The organism is Streptomyces jumonjinensis (assembly GCF_009600885.1).
GTDB classification, from domain to species: domain Bacteria; phylum Actinomycetota; class Actinomycetes; order Streptomycetales; family Streptomycetaceae; genus Streptomyces; species Streptomyces jumonjinensis.
Genome location: NZ_VCLA01000156.1, coordinates 152,133 through 176,344, shown reverse-complemented (window position 1 = coordinate 176,344; position 24,212 = coordinate 152,133). Strand labels below are relative to the sequence as shown.

19 protein-coding genes are annotated in these 24,212 nt (G+C 69.6%); 12 read left to right on the top strand and 7 right to left on the bottom strand.

The window, feature by feature from the left end:
- Nucleotides 1–72 precede the first annotated feature (72 nt).
- From FF041_RS21175 to FF041_RS21165, 3 genes are all read left to right on the top strand, one after another.
- Nucleotides 73–942, top strand: a complete 870-nt coding sequence (locus FF041_RS21175; protein ID WP_153524230.1) for a response regulator transcription factor — start codon at nucleotides 73–75, stop codon at nucleotides 940–942.
- Nucleotides 943–1,173: 231 nt separating this feature from the next.
- Complete coding sequence (locus FF041_RS21170; RefSeq protein ID WP_407698180.1) at nucleotides 1,174–1,578, top strand: SAV_915 family protein; 405 nt, start codon at nucleotides 1,174–1,176, stop codon at nucleotides 1,576–1,578.
- A gap of 89 nt (nucleotides 1,579–1,667) precedes the next feature.
- Nucleotides 1,668–2,999 (top strand): diaminopimelate decarboxylase family protein, encoded by a 1,332-nt coding sequence (locus FF041_RS21165; RefSeq protein ID WP_153524229.1) that lies wholly within the window; start codon nucleotides 1,668–1,670, stop codon nucleotides 2,997–2,999.
- 83 nt (nucleotides 3,000–3,082) lie between these two features.
- On the opposite strand, the gene FF041_RS21160 is transcribed toward FF041_RS21165, so the two are convergent.
- Nucleotides 3,083–4,210, bottom strand: coding sequence for a winged helix DNA-binding domain-containing protein (locus tag FF041_RS21160; RefSeq protein ID WP_153524228.1), 1,128 nt, complete (start codon nucleotides 4,208–4,210; stop codon nucleotides 3,083–3,085).
- A 164-nt stretch (nucleotides 4,211–4,374) separates the two neighbouring features.
- Here FF041_RS21160 and FF041_RS21155 point away from each other — a divergent pair, with 164 nt between their 5' ends.
- Nucleotides 4,375–5,481, top strand: coding sequence for a magnesium and cobalt transport protein CorA (locus FF041_RS21155; RefSeq protein ID WP_153482571.1), 1,107 nt, complete (start codon nucleotides 4,375–4,377; stop codon nucleotides 5,479–5,481).
- A gap of 172 nt (nucleotides 5,482–5,653) precedes the next feature.
- On the opposite strand, the gene FF041_RS21150 is transcribed toward FF041_RS21155, so the two are convergent.
- Nucleotides 5,654–6,970, bottom strand: a complete 1,317-nt coding sequence (locus FF041_RS21150; RefSeq protein WP_323392308.1) for a collagen-like domain-containing protein — start codon at nucleotides 6,968–6,970, stop codon at nucleotides 5,654–5,656.
- A gap of 502 nt (nucleotides 6,971–7,472) precedes the next feature.
- Here FF041_RS21150 and rfbA point away from each other — a divergent pair.
- The 4 genes from rfbA to rfbD are packed head-to-tail and all read left to right on the top strand — an operon-like array spanning nucleotide 7,473 to nucleotide 10,962.
- On the top strand, nucleotides 7,473–8,402 hold the full coding sequence (gene rfbA / locus FF041_RS21145) for a glucose-1-phosphate thymidylyltransferase RfbA (RefSeq protein ID WP_153524227.1): 930 nt from the start codon (nucleotides 7,473–7,475) through the stop codon (nucleotides 8,400–8,402).
- A gap of 45 nt (nucleotides 8,403–8,447) precedes the next feature.
- A complete protein-coding gene (locus FF041_RS21140) occupies nucleotides 8,448–9,071 on the top strand; it encodes a dTDP-4-dehydrorhamnose 3,5-epimerase family protein (RefSeq protein ID WP_323392306.1) in 624 nt (207 codons plus the stop codon).
- Nucleotides 9,056–10,030: a dTDP-glucose 4,6-dehydratase gene (gene rfbB, locus FF041_RS21135; RefSeq protein WP_153524226.1), complete on the top strand. Its 975-nt coding sequence runs from the start codon at nucleotides 9,056–9,058 to the stop codon at nucleotides 10,028–10,030. The genes FF041_RS21140 and rfbB overlap by 16 nt, the downstream gene beginning before the upstream one ends.
- A complete protein-coding gene (rfbD, locus tag FF041_RS21130; RefSeq protein WP_153524225.1) occupies nucleotides 10,027–10,962 on the top strand; it encodes a dTDP-4-dehydrorhamnose reductase in 936 nt (311 codons plus the stop codon). Before rfbB ends, rfbD begins: the two co-directional genes overlap by 4 nt.
- Before the next feature lie 35 nt (nucleotides 10,963–10,997).
- On the opposite strand, the gene FF041_RS21125 is transcribed toward rfbD, so the two are convergent.
- Together FF041_RS21125 and FF041_RS21120 are read right to left on the bottom strand one after the other, a co-directional pair.
- A complete protein-coding gene (locus FF041_RS21125; protein ID WP_153524224.1) occupies nucleotides 10,998–12,272 on the bottom strand; it encodes a glycosyltransferase in 1,275 nt (424 codons plus the stop codon).
- A 6-nt stretch (nucleotides 12,273–12,278) separates the two neighbouring features.
- Entirely contained in the window at nucleotides 12,279–12,959 is a 681-nt protein-coding gene (locus FF041_RS21120) for a tetratricopeptide repeat protein (RefSeq protein ID WP_153524223.1), read from the bottom strand.
- A 757-nt stretch (nucleotides 12,960–13,716) separates the two neighbouring features.
- On the opposite strand from FF041_RS21120, the gene FF041_RS21115 reads away from it, so the two are divergent.
- Genes FF041_RS21115 through FF041_RS21105 form a run of 3 tightly spaced genes read left to right on the top strand, consistent with a single transcriptional unit; the run spans nucleotide 13,717 to nucleotide 17,255 of the window.
- Entirely contained in the window at nucleotides 13,717–16,131 is a 2,415-nt protein-coding gene (locus tag FF041_RS21115) for a glycoside hydrolase domain-containing protein (RefSeq protein WP_323392304.1), read from the top strand.
- A gap of 12 nt (nucleotides 16,132–16,143) precedes the next feature.
- Complete coding sequence (locus FF041_RS21110) at nucleotides 16,144–16,596, top strand: hypothetical protein (protein ID WP_228388459.1); 453 nt, start codon at nucleotides 16,144–16,146, stop codon at nucleotides 16,594–16,596.
- On the top strand, nucleotides 16,593–17,255 hold the full coding sequence (locus tag FF041_RS21105) for a M15 family metallopeptidase (protein WP_153524222.1): 663 nt from the start codon (nucleotides 16,593–16,595) through the stop codon (nucleotides 17,253–17,255). The genes FF041_RS21110 and FF041_RS21105 overlap by 4 nt, the downstream gene beginning before the upstream one ends.
- Before the next feature lie 192 nt (nucleotides 17,256–17,447).
- Here FF041_RS21105 and FF041_RS21100 read toward each other — a convergent pair whose 3' ends face one another.
- Entirely contained in the window at nucleotides 17,448–18,338 is an 891-nt protein-coding gene (locus FF041_RS21100; protein ID WP_153524221.1) for an NAD(P)-dependent oxidoreductase, read from the bottom strand.
- Between the two features lie 230 nt (nucleotides 18,339–18,568).
- Nucleotides 18,569–19,759, bottom strand: coding sequence for a glycoside hydrolase family 5 protein (locus tag FF041_RS21095; protein ID WP_153524220.1), 1,191 nt, complete (start codon nucleotides 19,757–19,759; stop codon nucleotides 18,569–18,571).
- Between the two features lie 408 nt (nucleotides 19,760–20,167).
- Here FF041_RS21095 and bla point away from each other — a divergent pair, with 408 nt between their 5' ends.
- The gene (gene bla, locus FF041_RS21090; protein WP_153524219.1) at nucleotides 20,168–21,115 is read left to right on the top strand and encodes a class A beta-lactamase; all 948 of its coding nucleotides are present in this window, start codon (nucleotides 20,168–20,170) and stop codon (nucleotides 21,113–21,115) included.
- A 174-nt stretch (nucleotides 21,116–21,289) separates the two neighbouring features.
- Here bla and FF041_RS40370 read toward each other — a convergent pair whose 3' ends face one another.
- A complete protein-coding gene (locus tag FF041_RS40370) occupies nucleotides 21,290–23,815 on the bottom strand; it encodes a D-alanyl-D-alanine carboxypeptidase (protein WP_323392302.1) in 2,526 nt (841 codons plus the stop codon).
- Between the last annotated feature and the right edge of the window lie 397 nt (nucleotides 23,816–24,212).

The following is a 24,212-nucleotide window of genomic DNA, read 5'->3' as shown; positions in this document are numbered from 1 at the left end:
GTCTCACCACCCCCGATCGGGGGGTGACCACCCACTGCGGCGCGGCAGCGGGAGAGTGGAGGGAGTGGAGAGATGTCCGAGGCTGCCGATGCGGTGGAGATGCGGGGGGCGCTGCTGCGGCTGCGCCGTGCGACCGGGCTTCCCATCGCCTTCGGAGGACTGCTGCACGACCCCCAGCGGCTGCGGATCGCGCAGATCAGCGGAGCGCAGACGTACGCGCTGCACGGTCTCGCGATCTGTATGGGCAACGGGCTCGGCGGAAAGTCCATGGCGCTGTCCCGGCCGTGCGCGGTGACCGACTACCGCGAGGCCCGGCACATCAGCCATGAGTACGACGCGGCGGTTCTGGCGGAGGGGCTGCGATCGGTGCTGGCGGTGCCGGTCGTGGTGCGCCGCAAGGTGCGGGGGGTGCTGTACGGGGCGCTGCGGCGACCGCTTCCGCTGGGGGACCGCGCCTTCGACGCGGCGGTGGCGGCGGCCCGTGATGTGGAGCAGGCGCTGCTGGTGCGGGAGGAGGTGCAGGGGCTGCTGACGGTGGCGTGCGAGCCGGCCGGGCCGGGGGCTTGGGAAGAGGTCCGCGAGGTGCACGGCGTGCTGCGGGCGCTGGCGCCCCGGGTGGCGGATCCGCTGCTGAGGGAGCAGCTGATCGCGGTCTGCGCCCGGTTGGCGGCGGCGCGCGCGGAGGCCCGTACGGGCGGCGGGGAGGGGAGCGGGGGCGGGAACGCGCGAGCGGTGGCGGCCGGTTCGGTGACGCTGGCGCCCCGTGAGGTGGATGTGCTGGCGTGTGTGGCGGCGGGCTCGACGAACGCGGCGGCGGCGGAGCGGCTGGGGCTCCGCCCGGAGACGGTGAAGGGGTATCTGCGGGCGGCGATGCGCAAGCTGGGGGCGCACACCCGCCTGGAGGCGGTGGTGGCGGCGCGGCGGGCGGGGCTGCTGCCGTAGGGCCTGGGCCGCGAGACGCGGCCTCGGGCGGGCGAGCCCGGCGGCGGCGCAGCGACCGCGAGACGCCGCACCGGAGACACGAACCCCGTGGCCAGGTCGCCAAGAGGGCGTCAAATACCGGGCCCGGACGATCAGCGACGCGTCATGGAACCGCCGTACGGCCCCGGCGCGGGCATAGCGTCGAAGGGTCTCCGGACACGACCGGCGGCAGCCATCCCTGTGGAGGACACCATGGACATGCGCGACCATGAGGAAACGGACACCGCCGACCCCGACGAACCCCGCCCGGCGGGGCCGCTGTTCGTGCCGGTCAGGCTCGGCTCCGCCGGTGGGTTTCATCTGCGCTTCCTGCGCACACCGCTCGGTGTGCGCACCGCCGTCGCGTTCACCTGCCCGGAGCGGCTGACCGAGACCCTCGGCGAGCGGCAGCGGTGGATCCGGCTGGCGGAGCCCGCGCTGCGCGCGCTCGCCGAGCCGCTCGGGGTGACCACGCTGACCGTGGACCCCCGGTTCGCCGCCCCCTCCCCCGTGGTCCGCGCGGTGCGGGCCCCGCTCCGGATCTGTGTGCGCGGCGGCGGGGACCCGGACGCCATGGACGCTTCCCTGGGGACGGCGGCCCGCGCCTTCCCCGGCTGATCCGCCTCCCCGCTCGCACAGGGCCCGCTCGGCCTATCCGGTTCATCGGAATCCGCGGACAGAACAGCCGACAGAACAGAGGTGTACGGATGACGGCGGTATCAGTGACCACGGTGCCGGACCCCGGCTTCACCGCGCCTTCGGCGTGGCCCGCGTCGGCCGTGCCCGCCCCGGGCGGGGACGTCGCGGTGGGCGGGGTGCCGCTCGCCGGGCTCGCCGAGCGGTACGGCACCCCTCTGTACGTCCTCGACGAGGACGAGGTGCGCTCCCGCGCCCGGGCCTGGCGGCGCGCGCTGCCCGACGCCGAGGTGGTGTACGCGGCCAAGGCGTTTCTGTGCCGGGCCGTCGTGGACTGGATGGAGCAGGAGGGCCTCGGCCTCGCGGTCGGCTCTGCGGGCGAGCGGGAACTCGCCGCGACACGCGGCTTTCCGGCCGACCGGATCGTGCTGCACGGCCATGCGAGGTCGCCGCATGATCTGCGGACCGCGCTACGGCTCGGCGTGGGCCGGATCGTCATCGGCTCGGGGTGTGAGATCGCCTCTCTGGCGGCCCGGGTTCCGGGCCCGGAGCCCCAGCAGGTGATGGTGCGGGTGCGGCCGGACGCGGGCGGCCCCGGAAGGATCCACGCGGTCGCCGGGGCGCAGCGGTTCGGCCTCTCCGTCGCGGACGGGGACGCCGAGGAGGCGGTGGCGCGCATCCTGGGGCAGCCCTGTCTCGAACTGATCGGTCTGCACAGCCATCCCGGCTCGCAGATCACCTCCCCCGAGCCGTATGCGCGGAGTGTCCGGCGGATGATCGCGTTCATGGCGAGAATCCGGGACCGGTACGGGATCACGCTGCCGGAGATCGATCTGGGCGGCGGCTTCGCCGTGGCGTGCCCGCCCGGACAGCCGGTGCCGGCGCCGGCCGCGTACGGCCGCCGTATCCACGACGAGCTCATCCGCTGCTGCGCGGAGTTCGACTATCCGCTGCCCCGGCTGACCGTGGAGCCCGGCCGTTCGGTGCTGGCCGGGGCCGGGGTCGTCCTCCATCGGGTGCTGGCGGTCCGGCGCATGGACGGCCGGGTCTTCGCGTCCGTGGACGGCGGGACGGGCGACGCCCCGGGGGCCGACCGGTGCGGCGCGCGGCACGCCGTACGGCTGGTGGGCCGTTCGCCGGAGGGGCCGACGCGGGCGACGACGGTGGTGGCCGGGGACAGCGAGGCGGGCGAGGTGCTCGCCGGGCCGGTGGAGCTGCCGGAGGACCTGCGGCCCGGTGATGTGCTGGCGGCGCCCGTGTCGGGCGCGTACCGGATGTCGCCGGTGTCGGGCCGCGCCCTGACCGGCGGACCGGCGGTGGCGGCGGTCCGCGGGGGACGGTCGCGGCTGCTGGTGCGCCGGGAGACGTTCGACGACCACCGCGCCCGCGATGTGGGCCTGTGACGGAGCGCCGGGCGGGTCAGCCCGGGGCCGCGCCGAACCGGAAGCCATCGTCAGCCCGGGGCCGTACGGCACGCACGCCGTCGTCAGCCCGGGACCGTACCGAACCGGATGTCGTACGAGGCGGCCGGGGACATGGCGGTGAGCAGCCGCTCCCCCTCGGCGGCGATCGCGTCGCGCTGCGCGGGGGCGGGCGGGGCGAAGGTCCGCACGGTGAGGGTCACGGTCCCCCCGCTCTCGGTGAGCTGCCAGATCCCGGCGAGGAATCCGTCGAGGAGAAGAGTCGGATAGGACTGGTTGCCGCGCCAGGTGAGCGCCTTGTGCTCGTCGCGGGCCACCACCCGGCCACGGTCGGCGTGCGAGAGCAGCAGATTGTCGAATTCGGGCAGAAAGCGGGGAGGCGCGGGCGTGTCCTCGTCGGGCCGGGGCGCGTCGGGGAGGTCGAAGAGCTCCACGCCCTTCTCGTTCCGGAAGACGGCGAGCTGTGACCGCAGCCGTTCGAAGACGGGCCCCATCCGGGTCAGCCCGGACCAGGTCTGCATGTCCTTGACGGAGGCGGGCCCGAAGGCCGCCAGATAGCGCAGTACGAGCTCGCTCGCGGTGGCTTCCCGCTCCGCTGTCCGTCCGAACCAGCGTTCGGCGGTGGTGAGGGTGACCTGCCCGCTCCGGCCCCAGAGGCCGCGCGGGGTGGTCTGCACCAGGGGCAGTACACAGCGCGCGGCGACGGAGCGCGCGAAGGGGTCGGCGTCCGGCCAGTGGCTCAGCAGCGCCTCGCGGAGCTGCGCCATGGTCCTCGGCTCCTCCTCGACCAGTTCACGGGCGAGGGTACGGAGGAGGTCGAGATCGACCCCGGCGAGTCCGGCGCGGAAGTTCCTCAGCTCGCGGTCCGGTCCGCCGCTCTGGAGCAGGGGGCGCAGGGTGAGGCAGTCCTCGGCGGTGTGGGTGTGAAGGGTGGAGCGCAGGGTGACCAGGCGTGCCACCGCGCGGGAGGCCATCAGCGCGGAGAGCTCCCCGGGGTCGAAGGACTCCAGCCGGGCGGCGAGGGCGTAGTACGGGGGTTTGACGTTCTGGGCCTGGAGGCCCACCAGCTGCTCGACGGCCCCCGCGACGGACAGCTCGGTCCGGGGGGCGCGGCGCAGCAGCCGCTGGCGGGCGAGGGTGGCGCGGTTGAGGGCGCGGACGCCGAGCAGCGGCGGTGTGGTCGTGGTGGCCATGGGAGCCACGATACGGAGGCTTGCGGACAGTTCCTGTCCGCAATATCCGGGCGCAGACCGTGCCGGAGCCGGGTGCCCCGGATATCCTGCCCGGGCGCACCGTTGTCGCTCTGTCGCGGATGGAGGCGAGTGTCGCTCTGTCACGGATGGAGGCGAGCAGCCCGATGTCCCTGTACCCCAGGCGTTACCGGCCCCCCGCCGCGGCGGATGCTCCCGTACCGCCCGTGCCGCCGTCCGGGCGCGAGGACCGGGGCAGCGTGGTGGAAGCGGTGCTCTACCGCGACGGGCTCCGGGTCTCGGCGCCGGATTCGCTCGCCGAGACCTACCGCCGGCTGCACGAGTATCCGGATGGAATGGCCTGGATCGGACTGCACCGCCCGACGGAGGCGGAGCTGCTCTCGCTGGCGGCGGAGTTCGATCTCCATGAGCTGGCGGTCGAGGACGCCCTGGAGGCGCATCAGCGCCCGAAGCTGGAGCGCTATGGGGACACCCTCTTCGTGGTGCTGCGGGCGGCGCGCTATCTCGACGCCCAGGAGGAGGTCGACTTCGGCGAGCTGCACGTCTTCGTCGGCAAGGACTTTCTGATCACGGTCCGCCATGGTGCGGCCCCTGATCTGTCGGCGGTCCGCCGCCGTATGGAGGGGACCCCGGAACTGCTCGCGCTGGGCCCGGAGGCGGTGCTGTACGCGATCCTGGACACGGTGGTCGACGGGTACGCCCCGGTGGTCGCGGGTGTGCAGATCGACATCGACGAGATCGAGACCGAGGTCTTCGGCAACGATCCCGCGGTCTCCCGCCGTATCTACGAACTGGCCCGCGAGATGGTCGAGTTCCAGCGGGCGACCCGTCCGCTGGTGGGGATGTTGCACGGGCTGATGGCGGGCTTCGCGAAGTACGGGACCCATGAGGAGCTCCAGCGCTATCTGCGCGATGTCGCCGACCATGTCACCCACATCAGCGAGCGGGTCGACGGCTTCCGCCAGGCGCTCGCGGACATCCTGACGGTGAACGCGACGCTGGTGACACAGCAGCAGAACGCGGAGATGCGGGCGCTGGCCGAGGCGGGCTTCGAGCAGAACGAGGAGATCAAGAAGATCTCGTCGTGGGCGGCGATCCTCTTCGCTCCGACGCTGGTCGGGACGGTGTACGGGATGAACTTCGACCATATGCCGGAGCTGCACTGGGTGGGCGGGTACCCCTTCGCGGTCGCCCTGATGGCCGTGGTCTGCGTCAGTCTGTACGTGGTGTTCAAGCGGCGGGACTGGCTCTGAACGGCGACACCTCGGGATGCCTCCTGCCCGGGGCCACGGTCCCCGCCGCTGGTGCGGTGGAGCCGCCGGAGGCAGCTCCACCGCACCGGTTGGCAAGTCCGTACACGTCTACGTCTACGTCTACGTCGCCGACGACGAGCCGGTACCTCAGACCGGCGCGCGCCGTCTCGGACTACTGGTCCACGCAGACCACATAGGACTGGAACCCGCCGCCGAGCACCGTGACGGAGGCCTGGGTCTGCCATCCGGTAGCCGCCGGGGCCTGAGTGCCGGCAGCCTTGGGAATCGGCGCGTTCTCGATGATGTTGATCGCGCTGAGAAGCCCGAAGGTGTCAAAGCCGCCGCCGGTGGCTACGTCGCCGGCGAGGCAGTTGGCCGTCGACGTCACGCCCACGCCGATGAGCACCGGGGTGGCCTGGGGGCCCCTGATGACATAGGTGCTCAGCGTCGCCGGGCCCTGCGGACCCTGCGCGCCGGTGGCGCCTTGCGTGCCTTGGGTGCCCTGGGGACCCTGCGTGCCGTTGGTTCCGTTGGTGCCCTGAGGTCCCTGGGGTCCGGTGGCGCCCTGCGCGCCCTGCGCGCCGTTGGTGCCGTTCGTTCCATTGGCACCCTGCGTGCCCTGGGGACCCTGCGCACCGTTGGTGCCGTTGGTGCCTTGCGTTCCCTGAGGCCCCTGCGTGCCATTGGCACCCTGGGATCCCTGGGGTCCGGTGGCACCCTGCGCACCGTTGGTGCCGTTCGTCCCATTGGCACCTTGCGAGCCCTGGGGACCCTGCGTGCCGTTGGTTCCGTTGGTGCCGTTCGCACCTTGCGTTCCCTGAGGCCCCTGCGTGCCATTGGCACCCTGGGATCCCTGGGGTCCGGTGGCACCCTGCGCACCGTTGGTGCCGTTCGTGCCGTTGGTGCCCTGCGCGCCCTGGGGCCCCTGAGCACCGTTGGTGCCGTTGGTACCGTTCGCACCCTGCGAGCCCTGAGGCCCCTGCGTGCCATTGGCACCCTGCGCGCCGTTCGTACCGTTCGTGCCGTTGGCACCCTGCGCGCCCTGGGGACCCTGAGCGCCATTGGTGCCGTTGGTGCCGTTGGTGCCGTTGGTGCCTTGCGTTCCCTGGGGCCCCCGCGAGCCCTGCGTGCCCTGAGGTCCCTGCGCGCCGTTCGCACCCTGCGCACCGGTAGCACCCTGTGCGCCGGTGGCCCCCTGAGCACCCTGCGCGCCCTGCGGACCCTGAGGACCCCGCGGTCCCTGCGGACCCTTGCCCCCGCCCCCCTCGGGGCCGAGCTCGCTCTGCCGGTCGAGGTCGCGGCTCTGTCCACTCGCCGTCATGGCGCCGTTCGGCCCTGGCAGGCCCAGGCTGTGCTGACTGCCCGAGCGCTCGACGGCATCGGCGATGGCCACCGCGCTCGGCGCGACGTTGAGCACGGCGGCCAAGGTACCTGCCGAAACCATGGTGACAGCTCTCACCCGGTTGCGGCCGATAGTTTTACGGTTCACCAGAATTCCTTTCGCGAAGAAATGGCGGAGACGGGCCGTAGCCACCAGGTGAGAGGCAGCCAGAGGGCCCCGCACAGCTACCGATGAGGGCAACCGTTGACCTTAACGGAGCATTTGTGCGACGTTCATAGGGAATGATGAATCGGGTCATTTTTGGCAAACACCGGGGCCAGGTGCGTACACGGCTCGCGACAGATGGAAAACATCACCCGAATAGAGACGCAAAGCGGTGAAGTGGCGGTGTTGCAGAGGATCGAGCGGCTGCAAACTCCGTTGCGTGTCGGAATATGGAGGCCGTAACGCCTCCTCATGACGCCCCGAGGGAGGGAAGGGCCCGCAGAAGGGCGCGGCCTGTGCTGCCCGCGTGGCAAAATCCGCTGCCCGAAGGCAGCGCAACCATCTCAAGAAGATCACCGGTAAGCCGTATGCGGGAAAGCGCACGTACGGATCGAAAGGGGGATGGGGAAGCGGGCCTGCACCGGCATCGCGCCCCTGACTGCCAATGCGTGGAATTCTGCTGGCCGGCGGTACCGGGTCGCGGCTCTGGCCGCTGACCCGCTCCGTTTCCAAACAGCTTCTGCCGGTGTTCGACAAGCCGATGGTCTACTATCCGCTCTCCACGCTGGTACTGGCGGGGGTGAGTGAAGTGCTCGTCATCACGACCCCCGAACACCAGGAGCAGTTCCGCTCACTGCTCGGCGACGGCGGTCAGCTCGGTCTGTGCATCGACTACGTGACGCAGGAGCGTCCGGAAGGAATCGCCCAGGCGTTTCTGCTGGGTTCCGATTTCATCGGGGACGAATCCGTCGCGCTGATCCTCGGTGACAACATCTTCCATGGCTCGGGGCTGAGCGGCCGGCTGGCGCAGGAGGGCCGGACGCGCGGCGGCCATGTCTTCGCGTACCAGGTCGCGAACCCTTCGGCTTACGGCGTGGTCGAGTTCGACGACCACGGAAGGGCGTTGTCCATCGAGGAGAAGCCCGCCCGCCCGAGGTCCCGGTACGCCGTGCCCGGACTGTACTTCTACGACAACCGCGTCGTGGAGATCGCCCGCGGGCTGCGGCCCAGCGCACGTGGCGAGTTGGAGATCACCGACCTCAACCGCGCCTATCTGGAGGCCGGCGAACTCCGCGTCACCCGGCTCGACCGGGGCACCGCCTGGCTGGACACGGGGACCTTCGCGTCCATGGTCCAGGCGTCGGAGTTCGTCCGGGTCGTCGAGGAGCGCCAGGGCCTCAAGATCGGCTGTGTGGAGGAAGCGGCCTGGCGGGTCGGCTTGATCGATGACGACCAGCTCCGCACCCTGGCCCGTCCGCTCCTCACGAGTGGGTACGGGCAGTACCTGCGGGACCTGTTGGACCAAGACGGCCAGTGCGCCGTCGTATCACCGCGGGGTGGCGGATCGCAGGCACAGCCCGTGGCGACCCTCTGACGGAAAGCCTACGGAAAGCCTGCGGAGACGGAAGGAACGCTACAGGTGAGACCGCTGGGTATCGAAGGCGCCTGGGTGGACGGACCACGGGTGTTCACGGATCGGAGGGGACGCTTCCACGAGTGGTACCAGGCCGACCGGTTCCGTGCGCTGACCGGTCACCCGCTCCGCCTTGAACAGGCGAACTGCTCCAGGTCCGGGCGCGGCACCCTGAGGGGAATCCACTACGCCGCGGTCCCGCCGGGGCAGGCCAAGTATGTGACATGCGTCAGTGGGGCGGTGCTCGACGTGGTGGTGGACATCCGCACCGGCTCCCCGACCTTCGGCACATGGGAGGCGGTGCGCCTCGATGACCGGGAGCACCGGGCCGTGTACCTCTCGGAGGGCCTCGGCCACGCTTTCATGGCGCTGGAGGAAGGCTCCATCGTGGTCTACCTCTGTTCCGAGGGGTATGCGCCGCAGCGGGAGTTCGGGATTCACCCACTCGATCCGGAGTTGGCGATCCCATGGCCCGACGATCTCACCCCGGAACTCTCCGACAAGGACGCCGCGGCGCCCACGCTGGCGGAAGCCGGGCTGCGGGGCCTGTTGCCCACCTACGAGGAGTGCGTCGCTCACCGGCGACGGCTGCGGTCCGGAGCTCAGGGAGAACCATGCGTCTCCTCGTGACCGGCGGGGCCGGGTTCATCGGTTCGGAATTCGTCCGCGGCTGGCTGCGATCCGATCCGGCGGCACATGTCACGGTCCTCGACGCACTCACCTACTCCGGGGTCGAGGAGAACCTCGCGTCCGTCGCGAACCGTCCCGGGTACCGTTTCGTCCGCGGCGACGTCTGCGATCCCGATGTGGTCGACCAGGTGATGGCGGGTCAGGACGCCGTCGCGCACTTCGCGGCCGAGTCGCATGTGGACCGGTCGATCGAGGGAGCCGGGCCATTCGTCCGCACCAATGTCGTCGGCACCCAGGTCCTGTTGGACGCGGCGCTGCGCCACCGCGTGGGCCGGTTCGTGCAGGTGTCGACGGACGAGGTGTACGGCTCGATCAGCGAGGGCTCATGGACCGAGGAGTGGCGGCTCGCGCCCAACTCCCCGTACTCCGCCACCAAGAGCGCGGCCGATCTCCTCGCCCTCGCCTACCACCGCACCCACGGTCTGGACGTCGTGATCACCCGGTGCACCAACAACTACGGGCCCCACCAGTTCCCCGAGAAGGTCATCCCGCTCTTCATCACCCACCTGATCGACGGGAGGACCGTCCCCCTCTACGGCGACGGTCGCCACATCCGCGACTGGCTGCATGTCTCCGACCACTGCCGCGGCATCGAACTCGCCCTGCGCGGCGGCAAGCCCGGGGAGGTCTACCACATCGGCGGCGGGACCGAGGTCAGCAACCGTGAGCTCACCGGACTGCTCCTCGACGCCGTCGGCGCCCGCTGGGACCAGGTCACCCAGGTGGCCGACCGCAAGGGCCACGACCTGCGCTACTCACTGGACGACAGCAAGATCCGCGAACAGCTCGGTTATGCGCCGGAAGTCCCGTTCGCGGAGGGCCTCGCGGACACGGTCGACTGGTACCGGGAGAACCGCCGCTGGTGGGAGCCGCTCAAGGCCGGGGCGGAGCGAGCATGACGGAAACGACCGCGAGCACGGCGTGGCTGGTGACCGGCGCGGGCGGGATACTCGGCCGGGACGTACTGGCGGAACTCACCGCCGCCCCGGGCGCCGAGGTGACGGGGCGGACCCGCGGCGAGCTCGACATCACCGACCCGGAGGCCGTACGCGCCGCCGTCGCCGCACACCACGTGGTCGTCAACTGCGCCGCCTGGACGGATGTGGACGGCGCCGAGGCGGACGAGGCCGCGGCGACCGCCGTCAACGGCACGGGCGTACGGCATCTCGCACACGCCTGCGCCGAGACGGGGGCGGTCCTGCTGCACGTCTCCACCGACTACGTCCTCCCCGGCGACGCCGGCCGGCCGTATGCCGAGGACGCGCCGACCGGGCCGCTCAACGCGTACGGCCGGGGCAAACTGCTCGGGGAGCGGATGGTGGCCGAACTGCTCCCGCGCACCGGCTACACCGTGCGCACCGCCTGGCTCTACGGCACGCACGGGCACAACTTCGTGGCCACGATGCTCGAACTCGCTTCCAGGAGAGCGACCGTGGACGTGGTCGCGGACCAGTACGGCCAGCCCACCTGGTCGGCGGTGCTCGCCCGGCAACTGGCCGTGCTCGGCCGTGCCGCGCTGGCCGGACGGGCCCCGGCGGGCGTCTACCACGGCACGGCGGCGGGGCGCACGACCTGGTACGGGCTGGCCCGGGAGGTGTACCGGCTGAGCGGGCTCGACCCCGAGCGCCTCCGCCCCGTCGGCTCGGCCGCGTTCCCGAGACCCGCTGTCCGGCCGGCGTACGGGGTGCTGGGACATGCCGGATGGGCGCGCGCCGGGGTCTCCTGCCAGCCGAGCTGGCGGGACCAGCTGGCGGCGGCCCTGGAGACCCCCCGGTTCGCGGAACCGGCCGCCGCCGCTCGTGCCGCGGCCCTCACCCTCGTGGCAGGGTGAGGGCCCGGGCACGAGCCGGGGGCCGGGGCACTGTCTCAGACCAGCAACGGTCCGCCGCAGCGTGTCGCGCCCTCCTTCATGGCGATGAGGTTCGCCACCACGTAGGAGATGTTGTTCGAGGAGTGCCACTCCGTCGGGAAGTACGTCACCAGACGGGAGCTCTGGAAGCGCGCCTCGATCTCGGGGACGAACGCCCGGTACTGGTCATCTGTGTAGTACCAGAAGGAGTTCTCGTTGTAGAACGCGACGTGCGTGGGGTCCTGGTGGGCCCCGCGCCCGTCCGAGCTGGGTGTCGTGGTCAGCAGCATTCCGCCGGGCGCCAGCAGCCGGTACAGCTCGTTGATCAGCGGCACCTTCGCGGGTACGTGCTCCAGGAAGTCCACCGCGCGGATCAGGCCGACCGAGCCGTCCGGCAGGTCCAGCCGGTCGGGGAGCGTCGCCACGATGTCCACGCCGTCCCCCGGGTACTGGTCCACGCCCAGGTAGCCCGGAGGCTTCCGGTGGGCCGCGCCGAGGTCCAGCGCGAGCAGCCCGTGACGCCGGCTCCAGGCCAGGGCGTTGGCCTCGACGTACTTGTCGTAGAGGGCGACCGTCTCCCGCTGGATGTGCGCGTTGACCTCCGCGTCGCGCTGGGTGTTCGCCGCGTGCATGCGCTGGAGGTAGAGGCAGCGCTCGATGTGGTGGAAGTCGCCCACCTGGAACAGTCGGCACATCAGGTCCTGGTCGTCCAGGACCGAGCGGGTGGCATCGTAGCCGCCGACCTTCGTGTAGGCGTCCCTGCGGAACGCGCGCACATGGTTGGGCGCGTACCAGATGTACGAGACGTTGTGCGGCGTCGGCGCCATGGTCCTGGCGGCCAGCAGCTGCCGGCCGTCGACGAGTACCTCCTCGTACTGCCAGCCGTGCGTCTCGTTGAACCGGGTGTCGTCCCGCCCGCCGTCCTCGGTGATCTGGGCGGTGTTGCTGTAGACGAAGACGGCGTCCGGGTTGTCGTCGAACGCCTTCCCCAGCTCGGCCAGACAGTCGGTGGCCAGCAGGTCGTCGTGGTCGAGTTCCACCAGGATCTCGCCGCAGGCGAGTTCGCAGGCCCTGCGCTTGGTCGCGCCGACGCCCCGGATCTCGTCGGCGATCTCCACGCGGACCCGCTCGTCGGGTTGCTCGGGCCGCCACCGGGCGCCGTTGTTGAGGAGGACGATCCACTCCCAGTCCCGGCAGGACTGGGCCTGAAGCGTCGCCAGGCACTCGTCCAGGAATCGCGGCCGGTGGCTGGGGGTGAAGATGGAGAACTTGGGTGTCGTGGTCGACGTCATCTGCGGCTACCTGTCTGGGGTCTCGGAGTTCACAGCGTCTTCGGTGCTCTCGTCGGCTTCGGAGTTCGCGGCGTCTTCGGTGCTCTCGTCGGCTTCGGTGCTCTCGTTGGACGAGCGGCCGGAGGCGACCGACTCCCGGTAGGACTCCGGCACTTGGGAGCGCAGGGAGGAGTTGAGCTCGACGGCCTGGCGGTAGGCGTCCCGCGCCTGCTCGTCCCGGCCCTTCCGGGCCAGCGTCTCGCCGATGTGGAAGTAGGCGGTGGCCGCCTTCGGGTCGGCGGCGACGGCCCGCCGCAGGAGCTTGAGTGCCCCGTCGGGGTCGTCCGTCTTCAGCAGCAGCGCCTTGTTGAAGAGCGCCGAGGTATACGACGGGTCGGTCTTCAGGGCCGCGTCGTATGCCTTGTGGGCGTCCGCCCGGTGGCCCTCGTTCTGGGCGAGGACGCCAAGGTTGTACCAGGCGAGTTTGTTCTTCGGGTCCAGGGTCAGGACGCGTTTGAAGGTGGCCTTCGCGTTGGGGATGTCCTGGTAGCGGGCCTGTAGCAGACCGGACTCCAACAAGGCGTCGGTCTTGAGTCTGTTGTTGTTCACGTTGTCGAACGCGGCGTCGCTCGATGGCGGGTTCGAATGCGTCATGACGGCCCAGACGACCGCGCCGGCGGCGAGCGTGAGTGCCGCTCCGGCTCCCATCCAAATTCTTCGCACTTATCACCATTCGCGTAGATGTGGGATACGGCGGTCAAGGTAACGACGCGCCCGCCGTGCCGTCATCTCCCAGGGGGCCCCGCTTCCCGTAGACCACTCGAACGTACGCAGAACCCGCCGGGCCCCTCACCCAGAGAGTGTCCGATTCACGCAATTCATGGGTGATTATATTTTATGTTCCTCGCTGGATTGCGGAGGTTTCGCCCGTTATGCGTTTGATGAGGGTGGAGCCTGCACGAGGCGGATCACCCTTCCGGAGCAGAGGTCAGCAGATCTCGACCCGACATGAGCGGGCAGACGATGCCCGCCGGAAGAACAGCGACGGGCAGGACGCTCGCAGAGAGAAGGTCCGGGAGGGTCACCTCGTCCGGCGCGTGGCGGGCGAGCCCGATCGCCCTCCACATCTCCGCACGGGTGACGAGCCCGCGAGCCTTCGGCGGTCCGCGGACGAACGACCACCCCGTACGGCGGGTCGATCCCTGATGGCCATGGTCTGCGTCAGTCCATACGTGGCGCTGAAGCGGCGGGACCGGCCCTGAGCGACGACACCGCCGAGCGGCGGGCGGGACCGGCTGCACGGGCTACCCAAGAGGAGTGACCGACTCCATATCACCTGACGCATCGTCAATTATCTTATGTGATAGTAGGAAGAGAGAGTTCCGCTTAGTACGATACCCGTCACAGCGCCGGGTCGACCCGTCTCCGGCGCCGTGCCATCTCATACAAGCGGAAGGTGCCATCCGTGGCGGATGAGCAGGTTCTCAGAGCCCAGAAATGGGTGAACTTAACGTACGGTAACGTCCCCGGCTACGTACGCTGCCCCGAGACCGGCAACACCGGCTGGTCCACCATGAACTCCCTGATCATGGGCCTCCAGCACGAACTGGGCATCACCCCCCTCGTCGCCTCCTTCGGCGCCACCACCTACGCGAAGTTCGCAGCCCTCGGCGACATCGGGTTCGGCTGGGAGCAGAACCGCAACATCGTCTCCATTCTTGAGTTCGGCCTGTGGTGCAAAGGCTACTGGGCCGTGGAGCCCGGCAGCGAAGGGTGGTTCACCGGCGTCACCCGCGCAGCCGTCGAGAAGATCCGCGGCGACATGGGCATCGGCGGCGCCGGCGTCATCAACGCCAAGATCGCCAGGGCCATCCTCAACATGGACGCCTACGTCGTCGTGATGGGCGGAAGCGAGAAGATCCGCTCCATTCAGCAGTGGCTCAACGGCCGCTACTGGAGCCGCAGCGAGTTCAACATCGGCCCCTGCGACGGTATCTACTCCCGCGACGTCCAGAAGTCGCTGATGTACGCCATCCAGTACGAGCTGAACCTGACCCCGACCGGCAACTTCGGCCCGGCGACCCAGGCGGGCCTGAAGGCCAACACCGTCGGCCCCGGCTCATCCGGCATCTTCATGCTGCTCTTCTCCTCGGCCTGCGTGTTCAACGAGCCGATCCCCCGCTCTGATCCCTCGCGTACCAACGTCACCGACTCCTGGAACAGCGCCATCCAAACCTGGGTGACGAAATTCCAGGCCTTCAGCAAGCTGACGGAGTCCGGCAGGGGCGACTATCAGACCTGGGCTCAGCTCCTGGTCTCCATGGGCGACCCCGACCGTGACGCGACCGGCAGCGACACCCGGTTCGAGATCACCGCTTCCCGCGCCAAGTGGCTGTTCGACAACAAATACCGGGTCGTCGGCCGCTATATATACGACCCGCCCGGCTCCACCCTCGACAAGGAGATCAAGCCGGGTGAGCTGCAGACCATCTTCGACGCCGGCCTGAGGGTCTTCCCGATCTACCAGGACAACGCCCGCCAGCTCAGCGACTTCAGCTACACCCAGGGCTACCAGCACGCTCTCAACGCCCACCAGCTGGCCACCGGCTACGGCTTCAACCGCGGAACCACGATCTACTTCGCCGTCGACTACGACGCCACCCAGGAGGAGATCGACGGCAGCCCCAACGGCATCGTCAAGTACTTCCACGGCGTCCAGGCCGGCCTCGCCAGCAAGGACAAGAAGTACAACCACGGCGTCTACGGGTCCCGCAACGTCTGCATCAACGTCACGGCGAAGACGTCCGCCCGCGCCTCCTTCGTCTCCGGCATGTCCTGGGGCTTCTCCGGAAACCTCGGCTTCCCCCTGCCGGAGAACTGGGCGTTCAACCAGATCAAGGAATTCAAGGTCACCAACGGGGCCGACACCTTCGACCTGGACCGCAACGTCATCTCCAACATCGACACCAGCGTCTCCTCCGTCAACGATCCGGCCGGCCCGGCGGACAGCTTCATCACCTACGTCACCAGGCTGTACCAGCTCGCCGGCGAGTACGGGGCCACCGGGACCAGGCGCAGCGAGCTCGTCATGGAGTACATCCGCCACAAGGACTACGGCGACTACAGGTGGAACCTGCTGATCGGCGAATTCGACACCGGTTTCAGGGACTTCGCCAATTCCAAGGGCATGAAGGTGGAGAAGTTCTTCAAGGACCCGTTCACCGGGTACTCGCTGGGCGCCGAGCACCTGATGGCCACGGCCAATGCTCACCTTCTCATCGACCACCCCGGCAGCCTCGGCGAGGCGAACGGCGGCGACGTCGGCGGCTGGGCCGGCGACCTCATGACGTTCTGGACCGACTGGCGCAACTCCGAGACGGAGTACCCCAACCCGCTCGACTTCGGCCACGCCAAGCTCGCGGTTCCCGGCGTCACCTCCTCCTTCAGCTTCACCGACTTCATCGAGGACGCTGACGGATACCACATCGCGCGCGCCGTCCGGGGCAATAAGACCATCGTCCAGGCGGTGACGGAGCACTACGCCGCCACCGGCGGCGGCCTGCGCCGTTTCAACAACTACTTCATCCAGCGCTGGGGCAACTCGACCGCCTGCAAGAACTCCGCGAACTACGCCCTGTGCGGCACCAATACGAAGATCATGATGGCCCAAGCCGGTCTCATCACTCTGAGCGGCGCCGTTCTCCCGAACGACTACAAGCTCTACCCCGGCGGAACGGACAAGGTCAACGGCTTCTGCCAGGGCTTCGTCGACGCCATCAACGCCCGGCGCGGCTTGGAGAGCCGCATGGCCGCCACGTACCGCGCCAACCACCAACGTTTCCTCCGAGAGGCCCGTGCGCGCGCACAGCGGCACCAGTAGTAGAAACAAGGCATGAAGGAAACAGCACTGTTCTTCGCCGTACTCTTCTTACTGACCGTGTGGTTCGCCTGGAATCTCTGGAATGTCGTCCAGCTCTTCAAGGGGCTGTGTGAACGCTTCTGGACCCGTCCGATGTGGTGGCTTCGACTCCTGTCCGTCACCCTCTTCACCGGCGCGGCCGCGTGGGTGTTCGGAGTCTCCGCCGGAGGGCTCGACACCAGAGAGGCGTGTGAGCTCACTCATTATCAGCCGTACGACTCGGACTACCGCGCGGCCCACACCGATGAGCCTCGGCGCATGTTTCCTCTGCACAACAAGTGCAACGCGTCTTACGACCTCGTCCCTTCATGGGTCAACCCGACCGTCGTAGCCTGCTTCGTCATCGCGGTGCTCTGCATCGTCGTGCTCGGCTGGCTCGGCGTGTCCCGCGCACTGGCCGTGAAACGAAAGGAACTTCGTTCATGATCAAGACCGACCTGTCCCGGCGCCGCTTCGTCGGCGCCTCCGCCGGCGTGGTCGGCGCCCTCGCTCTCACCACCGTCGGCGAAGCCGCCGCGGCCCCGGCGGCCGACCCCGCGTGGTCCGCGGGCCGGTCGAGGAACGGCTGGCAGGTCCTTCGGACGGCCACATCGTTCCGCATCGAGGGCAGCGACTCCACGGTCCGGCTCGCCGACGGCGATGCCGCGACGGTCCTTCTGCACGTGGCGAGACGTTTCAACTACGAGATCGACTCGCTGCGTTCCGGGGATGTCCGCGGCTGGACCGACAACCGCAAGGTCAAGGCGGACTACGAGTCGAACCACCTGTCCGGCACCGCGATCGCGATCCGCCCCCTGGCCTACCCGGCCGGCTCGAAGGGGAACCTGTACCCCCACGAGCTGATCGTGGTGCGGGACATCCTCGCCGAGCTGGACGGCGTCGTCGCCTGGGGCGGCGACTTCACGACGCCCAAGGAGTCCCACTTCGAGATCGCCGTCAAGCCCGGCCACCCCCGCCTGAAGGGCGTCGCCCGCAAGATCCGCGGATGGGAAGCAGGCCCCGGCAACGAGGGCGCCGGCGCGATCGACGCGTTCGCCCCGAAGCGCCGCAGCGCGGCACGCGCGTTTCAGCGGCGCGCTGCGTAGAAAGCGCAGAACCAGTCGCAGAGCGAACCGATGACCACCGGTCGAGAGCATGGCCCTGGCCCCGGACGATCCGCTGGTCGGATTCGGACCTGCCGTGACGTCGGCCTCCAGAACTCAGTCGTGGTCCTGGAGGCCGACTCCGTCGTCCGGGGAGGGCGTCGTCGCGGCTCGTCCTTCGGGACGCCCGCTGGGCTACACCGCCTGTGCCGGCTTCCTGAGCACCTCGGTCAGGGCCGAGATGCTGTGGTCGCCGTGGCCCGCGTCGGCCGCCCGCTTCACCAGGTCGTGCAGGGGAGCGAGCCAAGCTGCGTCGACGTTCGTCTCCCTGGCCAGTTCCTCATCGTAGGCCGCTCCCTCAAGGAAGAGATTCACGGAGGAGGCCGCGTCCGTGTAGTCGCCGCTGTCGATCTCCTTGGCGTAGACCGGCAGCAGAGACTTGATCATGTCCAGCCACTTCCCGGCGAACCGCACCATGGTGCCCGCCTCCAGCCCGCGCGCCTGGACGGCGGCGGCCCCCTGGAAGAAGCCGACGAGCGCGGGCAGCAGGATGGCGCCCACGGACATCTCGTACAGGGCGGCGAGATCGGCTTCGCCGCCCAGGTGGACGGTGTCGCCGCCCAGCACCCGCAGGGTGGTCTCGTACTCGTCGAAGACGGTCTTGTCGCCGCTGTAGTACAGCAGCGTGTCCGCCGCTCCCACGGCCGACGGCACGTTCTTGACCGCCCCGGCGAGGAACCGGGCGCCGTGGCCGGCGGCCCAGGCGTCCGTCTCACGCGCGCCGGCCGGGGAACCGCTGTTCAAGGTGGTGAGGGCACGCCCGTTCAGCGCGACGGCCGCCGGTTCCAGAGCCCGGCGGGTGTCCTCGAAGGTCGTCAGACAGGTGATGACCAGCGGGCTCGCCGCGACCGCCGTCTCCACGGCCTCCGCGTGGACCGCTCCCCTGGCCACCAGCGGGGCGGCCTTGCCCGGCGTGCGGTTCCACACCGTCGTCGGATGCCCCGCGTCGATGAACGCCTCGGCCAGCGCCCGCCCCATCGAACCCAGCCCGATGACCGTCACGGGTGTGCGGTTGTCCCCAGCCATGTTTCGCTCCAGTACACAGTCGGCTCATTGAGTTGAGCGTCAGAGGAATCCCGAATAAGTGCGTCCGCGCCGGTCAGCAGATGTCCTCGGCGCGGCGCACGTTCCATGCTGGAGCTTCACGCATATTCCATCAAGTACCTACTATTTTGTTAGGTACTCACTTTTTTGTTAGCAGGAGCTTTCGTGAAAAAGCGGACCCGGGCGGGCGCGTGGCCGGGGAGGGGCGCCGGTCAGCTGGTGGGGAAGTTGTCCGCGGTGCGGATCTTGCCGCGGATCCAGGCGCCCGCCTCCTTCAGCGGGGCGGTGCCGGTCCAGGGGCCGCCCGCGTTGCAGGTGCCCTCTTTGAAGACGGCTCCGCTGCGGTGGTCGTCCGAGAAGTTCCAGTTCACCCAGCTGATCTTCTTGCTGGCCATCAGATCGAGATAGCGCTGGGTCATGGCGAAGTCGTTGGCGCCCTCGCCGAGGTAGTTCTGGGTGCCGAACTCGGAGACGAAGACGGGCAGCTTGTCCGCGACACGGGTGAGACCGTCGAAGTACCACTCACGGTGCGACGCGGCGTAGAAGTGGAAGGTGTACATGATGTTCGCGATGCGGAGCGGGTTGTTCACGACCTCGTTCTCATCGCTGCCGCCGGAGAGGCCGAAGGAAGCCCAGTCGGGGGTGCCGACGAGCACCGGGGTATCGGCGTCGTACTGGCGGATGTACGGGATGATGTCCTCGGCATAGGTCTTGATCGTCCACCAGTCCACCCGCTGGCCCACGTGGTTCTTGCCGTTGGGCTCATTGGCGATCTCGTACAGCAGGTTGTTCTTGTCCTTGTGGCGCTCGGCGATGTCCTTGAAGAACCGCTTGGCGTGCGCGACATAGGTCCAGGGGTCGCCGTCCCCCAGGTCCACCGTGTCGCTCCCCAGCATGTGCCAGTCCACGATCACATACATACCGCGCGCCGAAGCCTTCTCGATGAGGCTGTGGACCTGGTTGGTGTACTTCACCGGGTCCTCCAGGTAGCCCTTGTCGGCCGCGTCGACGTACATGGAGACGCGCAGGACATCGGCCTTCCAGTCGGTGGCCAGCGCGTCGAGCGAGCCGTCGGTGTAGCAGCGGGGGAACCAGCCGATGCCGTGCGTGGACATCCCGCGGAGCTGGATGGGCTTGCCGAACTGGTTGCAGAGCTTGGTGCCGCAGACCTTGAGCTGCCCGTTGATCGCGACGGGGGAGCCGGCGGGGGCCCGCACCGCCTGGGCCTCGGCGCCGGCGGCCGAGGTGCCGGCGGCCGGGGCGGGGACCGCTCCGGCCGGTACCGCCCGGACGGGTTCCGCCTGGGCCGCCGGGGCGGAGGGCGCCGTGGTGAGGCCGAGGGCCAGCAGGGCGGCGACGGTTCCCGCGCCCGCGAGCGCTCGTACCCGGTTCTGTGCGGACATAGAAGTCTCCCTTGTCTCCGTGGTGGACCCACCGCCGGTCGCGCGGTACGGGGCCGGGTTGGGTTCCCCGGGGCCCGCCCGAGAGGCTCCCGCGGCATGTCGAGACTCCCCTGTGGAACGCGCGACGGGTATCGCGGAAATCCACGATCATGGTGAGCATCCCACGACCTCACCCGCCCCGGGGGCCTCGTGGCTCACCGGACCGCGTCCACCCGGGACTTCGCCGGGTACCCCTTCATCCCCCTGTGCGAGAACCCTCCCCACGGCCCCTCGACTCCGGTTCCCAGGGCCCGCGCACCCGGCGGGAGCGCGGCGATCCCCGGTGGTCCGGGGGGACGCCAGTAGTGTGTCTCGCCCTGAGACCGTGATCGCGCAGGGCCCCGGGCGAGTGAAAGCAGGTACTCCCGCATGTCGTTCGAGCAGTCCGGTCCGTCCCGCCGTGCTCTGCTGGCAGCAGCAGCGCTCCTGCCGCTGGCGGGGTGCGCCACGGGTGATCGCTCAGCCTCCGGGGCGGCCCCGGCGCCGGATCGCCTTTCCACCGGCTCCCCGGCGCCGAGTCGCCGCCCCTCCCGCGTCCTGGACAGTTCGCAGCTGGCGGCTCTCGAACGGAAACACGGCGCCCGTCTGGGCGTGTACGCCCTGGCGACCGGCACCGGCGCCACGGTGGCCTACCGCGCGGACGAACGCTTCGCGTTCTGCTCCACCTTCAAGACGCTCGCCGTGGCGGCGGTCCTGCACCGGAACCCGCTCAGCCGTCTGAGCGAGCGCGTCACCTTCACCCAGGCCGACGTCAACTCCATCTCGCCGATCACCAGGGACCATATCGGGACCGGAATGACGATCGGACAGCTCTGTGACGCCGCCATCCGCCACAGCGACGGCACGGCCGGCAATCTGCTGATGCGCGACATCGGCGGTCCGGCGCGGTTGACCGCCTATCTGCGCGGGCTCGGCGACACCGTCAGCCGGATGGACCATTACGAGCCCGAGCTGAACCGCGTCCCCCCACGGGACCCGCGCGACACCACCACGCCCCGGGCGATCGGGGGCGACTACCGCAGACTCGTGCTCGACGACGCGCTCAGCGCTGACAAGCGCGCCCTGCTGAAGGACTGGCTCGAACGCAATACGACCGGCGACAAGCGCATCCGGGCCGGAGTCCCCCGGGCCTGGACGGTGGCGGACAAGACCGGAACCAGCCGCTACGGCAGGGCCAATGACATCGCCGTCGTCTGGCCGCCCGGACAGGCCCCGCTCGTGGTGGCCATCATGTCCGACCGCCCCGGACAGGACACCCCGCCCAAGGAGACCCTGATCGCCGAAGCCACCGCGCGGATCGTCTCCGCTCTCACCTGAGCGGCTCGGCTGAAGGGCTCCGGTGAAGTGCTCCGCTCAAAGGCTCGGCTGAAGGGCTCAGCTGAAGGGCTCGCGGTGAGGTGCTCCGCCACCCGCCCCGCACGTGTGTGCCGCCTGATCAGCACGGAGCGGTCCGGCACCCAGGGAAGTGGGCACCGGACCGCTCCGTACGGCTCATCCGAGCCGGGTCAGTTTCGTACGGAAGGACGGCTCCACGAGGTCGGCGTCGAGAGCCACCGGCACCTTCCGCTTCGCCGCTCCGGTGCCCAGGGTCAACTCGCCGACCACGGTGCCGGCCTTCGCGGTCGGGGAGATGGTCTCTCCGTCACCGCGCACGGTGAGCTTCAGCTTCTGGCCGACGAGACCCACCGCCTTGACGCTCTTGGTCGCCACGACCGGTGTCCGGACGCCGAAGCCGTCATCGACATGGCCGAGAACCTGGCCCTTCTTGATCGCGGTGGCGGAGGTGAGCGCCTCCCGCACCTCCGCGATGACCTTCTTGCTTCTCTCCTGGACCAGAACGAGGCTGTTGGCGCCGTTGGGGTCCGGAGGAGGGGCGTGCTGATCCATCATCGTGCCGAGGATCAGCTGGTCCTTGCCGTCCACGGTCTTGTAGGCCGCCCAGGACAGCGTGCCTCCGGCCGGTGTGTTGGAGCCGGTCTTGATGCCCCTGATGCTCAGCCCGGCCATGATCAGTGGGTCGTTGTTGTTGTAGATACGCCCGAAACCGGGGATATCGGCGTTGGGCAGGGCCACGACCTCACGGAAGGCGCCGAACTTCATGACCGCCTCGGCCAGTTTGAGCTGATCGACGGCGGTGCTGACGGTCTCCTTCTCCAGACCGCTCGGGTCGGTGTAGACGGTGTCCTTCATCCCGAGGTCCTTGGCCGCGTCGTTCATCTTCTTGATGAAAGGCTCCTGGCGCTGGGACTTGGAGTCCCAGCGGGCCAGCAGCCGGCCGATGTTGTTGCCCGACGGGATCATCAGCATCTTCAGCATGTCGTGCTGGTTGAACGTCTGGCCGACCCTGAGCCCTTCGATACGCGACTCGTCCGGGGCCTTGCCGTCCTCCACCGTCTGGGCGTCGACCGTGATCAGGGGGCCCTTCTCGTTCTTCTTGAGAGGGTGGTCGCGGAGTATCACATAGGCCGTCATGATCTTGGCGATGCTCGCCGTCGGGACGGGCTTCTGCTTTCCGAACGTCTCGACCGCGCCCGAGCCCGCGACCGTGACGGCGGCCTGCCCCTCACCGGGCCAGGGGATGGAGAGCTCACCGCCTCCGAAGGTGTAGGAGGACGGGGCCTTGTCGAAGGCGAGAACCGGCTCGGGGAGCGGGCGGAGTATCTGTGCGGCCAGGAGGACGAGTCCGAGCAGTGCCACGAGCGGGGTCCAGATCTTGAGCCTGCGCACCAGGGTACGGGTCGGGGATGGGGGCGGCGCGGGAGTGTTGGTCAGCTGCGCGAGCAGGTCGAGCGGGGGCGGCGGCATGACGCTCTGGGCGGCGGGCCGCGGGCCGGAGCCGCTCTGACCCGAATTGCTTTGGCCGAAATCGCTCTGTACGGAGGAACGCCCGGAGGGGGCTCCCGGGGCAGGGGCGACGGCCGGGGAGCCGGCCTTGGCCTTCGCCGTGGACACGGCGGCGGGCACGGGGCGCTTACGCGCCACCGGCTCGGCCGGAGGCGTGCCGGCGAAGTTCACCGCCACGAGTTCCGTGTCGGCGTCCACGGAGCCGGAGCGCTTTCGCGTATCCGCGGTTGGCCCGGCGGGAGCGTCCTCGGCGTCGCCTGTCGCGGATTCGGCGGTGGCGGATTCGGCGGTGGCGGATTCGGCGGTAGCGGAATCGGCGGTGGCGCCCTTGGCGTCGCCGCTCGATCCGTCCGCGGAGGCGTCCTTGGCATCGCCGGCCTCAGCATCGCCGGAAGCGCCCTTGGCGTCCCCCGCTTCCCGGCCGGCGGAGGGTCCGCCGGGTGCGACGGTCTTGTCCCGGACGACCGGTGCCGCGAACACCTGAGTGACGTCCGAGGACTCCGTATCGCCGGAAGAAGGCTCGCGACCGGCTCCGCGCTCGTTCCGCTCCGCTGACACAGGCGTCTTGCCCGGCACAGTCGTCCCGGCTGTCCCGGCTGTCTTCGCGGGCACACGGAGCTGGACTGTCACAGAGGTCTCGGCCGTCTCGGCGACCTCCGTATCGGCGTCCTCCGCGTCAGGGACTCCCGCGTCAGGGACTCCCGCGTCGGGAAGTCCCGTGTCGGAGACCTCCGCATCGGTGTCCTCTGCCCCGGAGGTGCGCCCCTCCGAGGCCGCCTCGGACCGAGGAGCGGGGGCGGACCCGCGTACATCGGTTCCGGTTCCGTCTCCCGCTCCGGCTCCGGCTCCGTCTCCGTCTCCTGCTCCCGCGTCCGCGCTCTCGTCCACGGCCCCGGACACTCCGGCGTTCCCTCCCGCTGCCGCATCGACGTCCGCGTCGGCCGGGCCAACCGGCTCGGCCCCGTCCGCGGTCTCCCCGGCGGGAGTGCTCACCTCGTCATCGCTGTCCCGCGACGCCTCGGAGGCGTCCAGCGCCGCCGGGGACTCGATGGCGATTAATCCGGACGCCGCCGCGGTCTCGGGCGTGGTCGCGCGGTCGGCCGCCGTGCGCGCCGGCTCTTCCCCCGCAGCGCCCGACGACGCCTTCTCCCCGGACGGTTCGGCGCGCGTCACGGGGGCCGCCTCACGGCTCGTGTCACGTCCCTTGCCGGAGGTCTCTTTCGGCGAGTTGTTCTGATCGGGTGTGTCGGGGCATCGGCCCGCCATTGATGTCTCCTTCATACGCCGCAACACTGCTTCCTGCCCGGACTGGCTACGGCGCGTGTCCTGATGCCGGGGGCTGGTGCTTATCGCCGGACAATCCGGGATCTCTGGCGATCCGATATGCCCAGAACTGCTCGTGGGTGAATGTGCGAGGGACGCACGCCGGCTGGGTGGTGATGTCGTTCGAGTGGGTCGTCTGCCGAACTCCTGCCGAGGGCGTCGGTCCGGCATACGGGCGTGCTCCCGAAGCGTTGACACCGTCGACTGTCCGGCGGCGGCCAGCTTAACCGATCACTGTTCGAAGGCG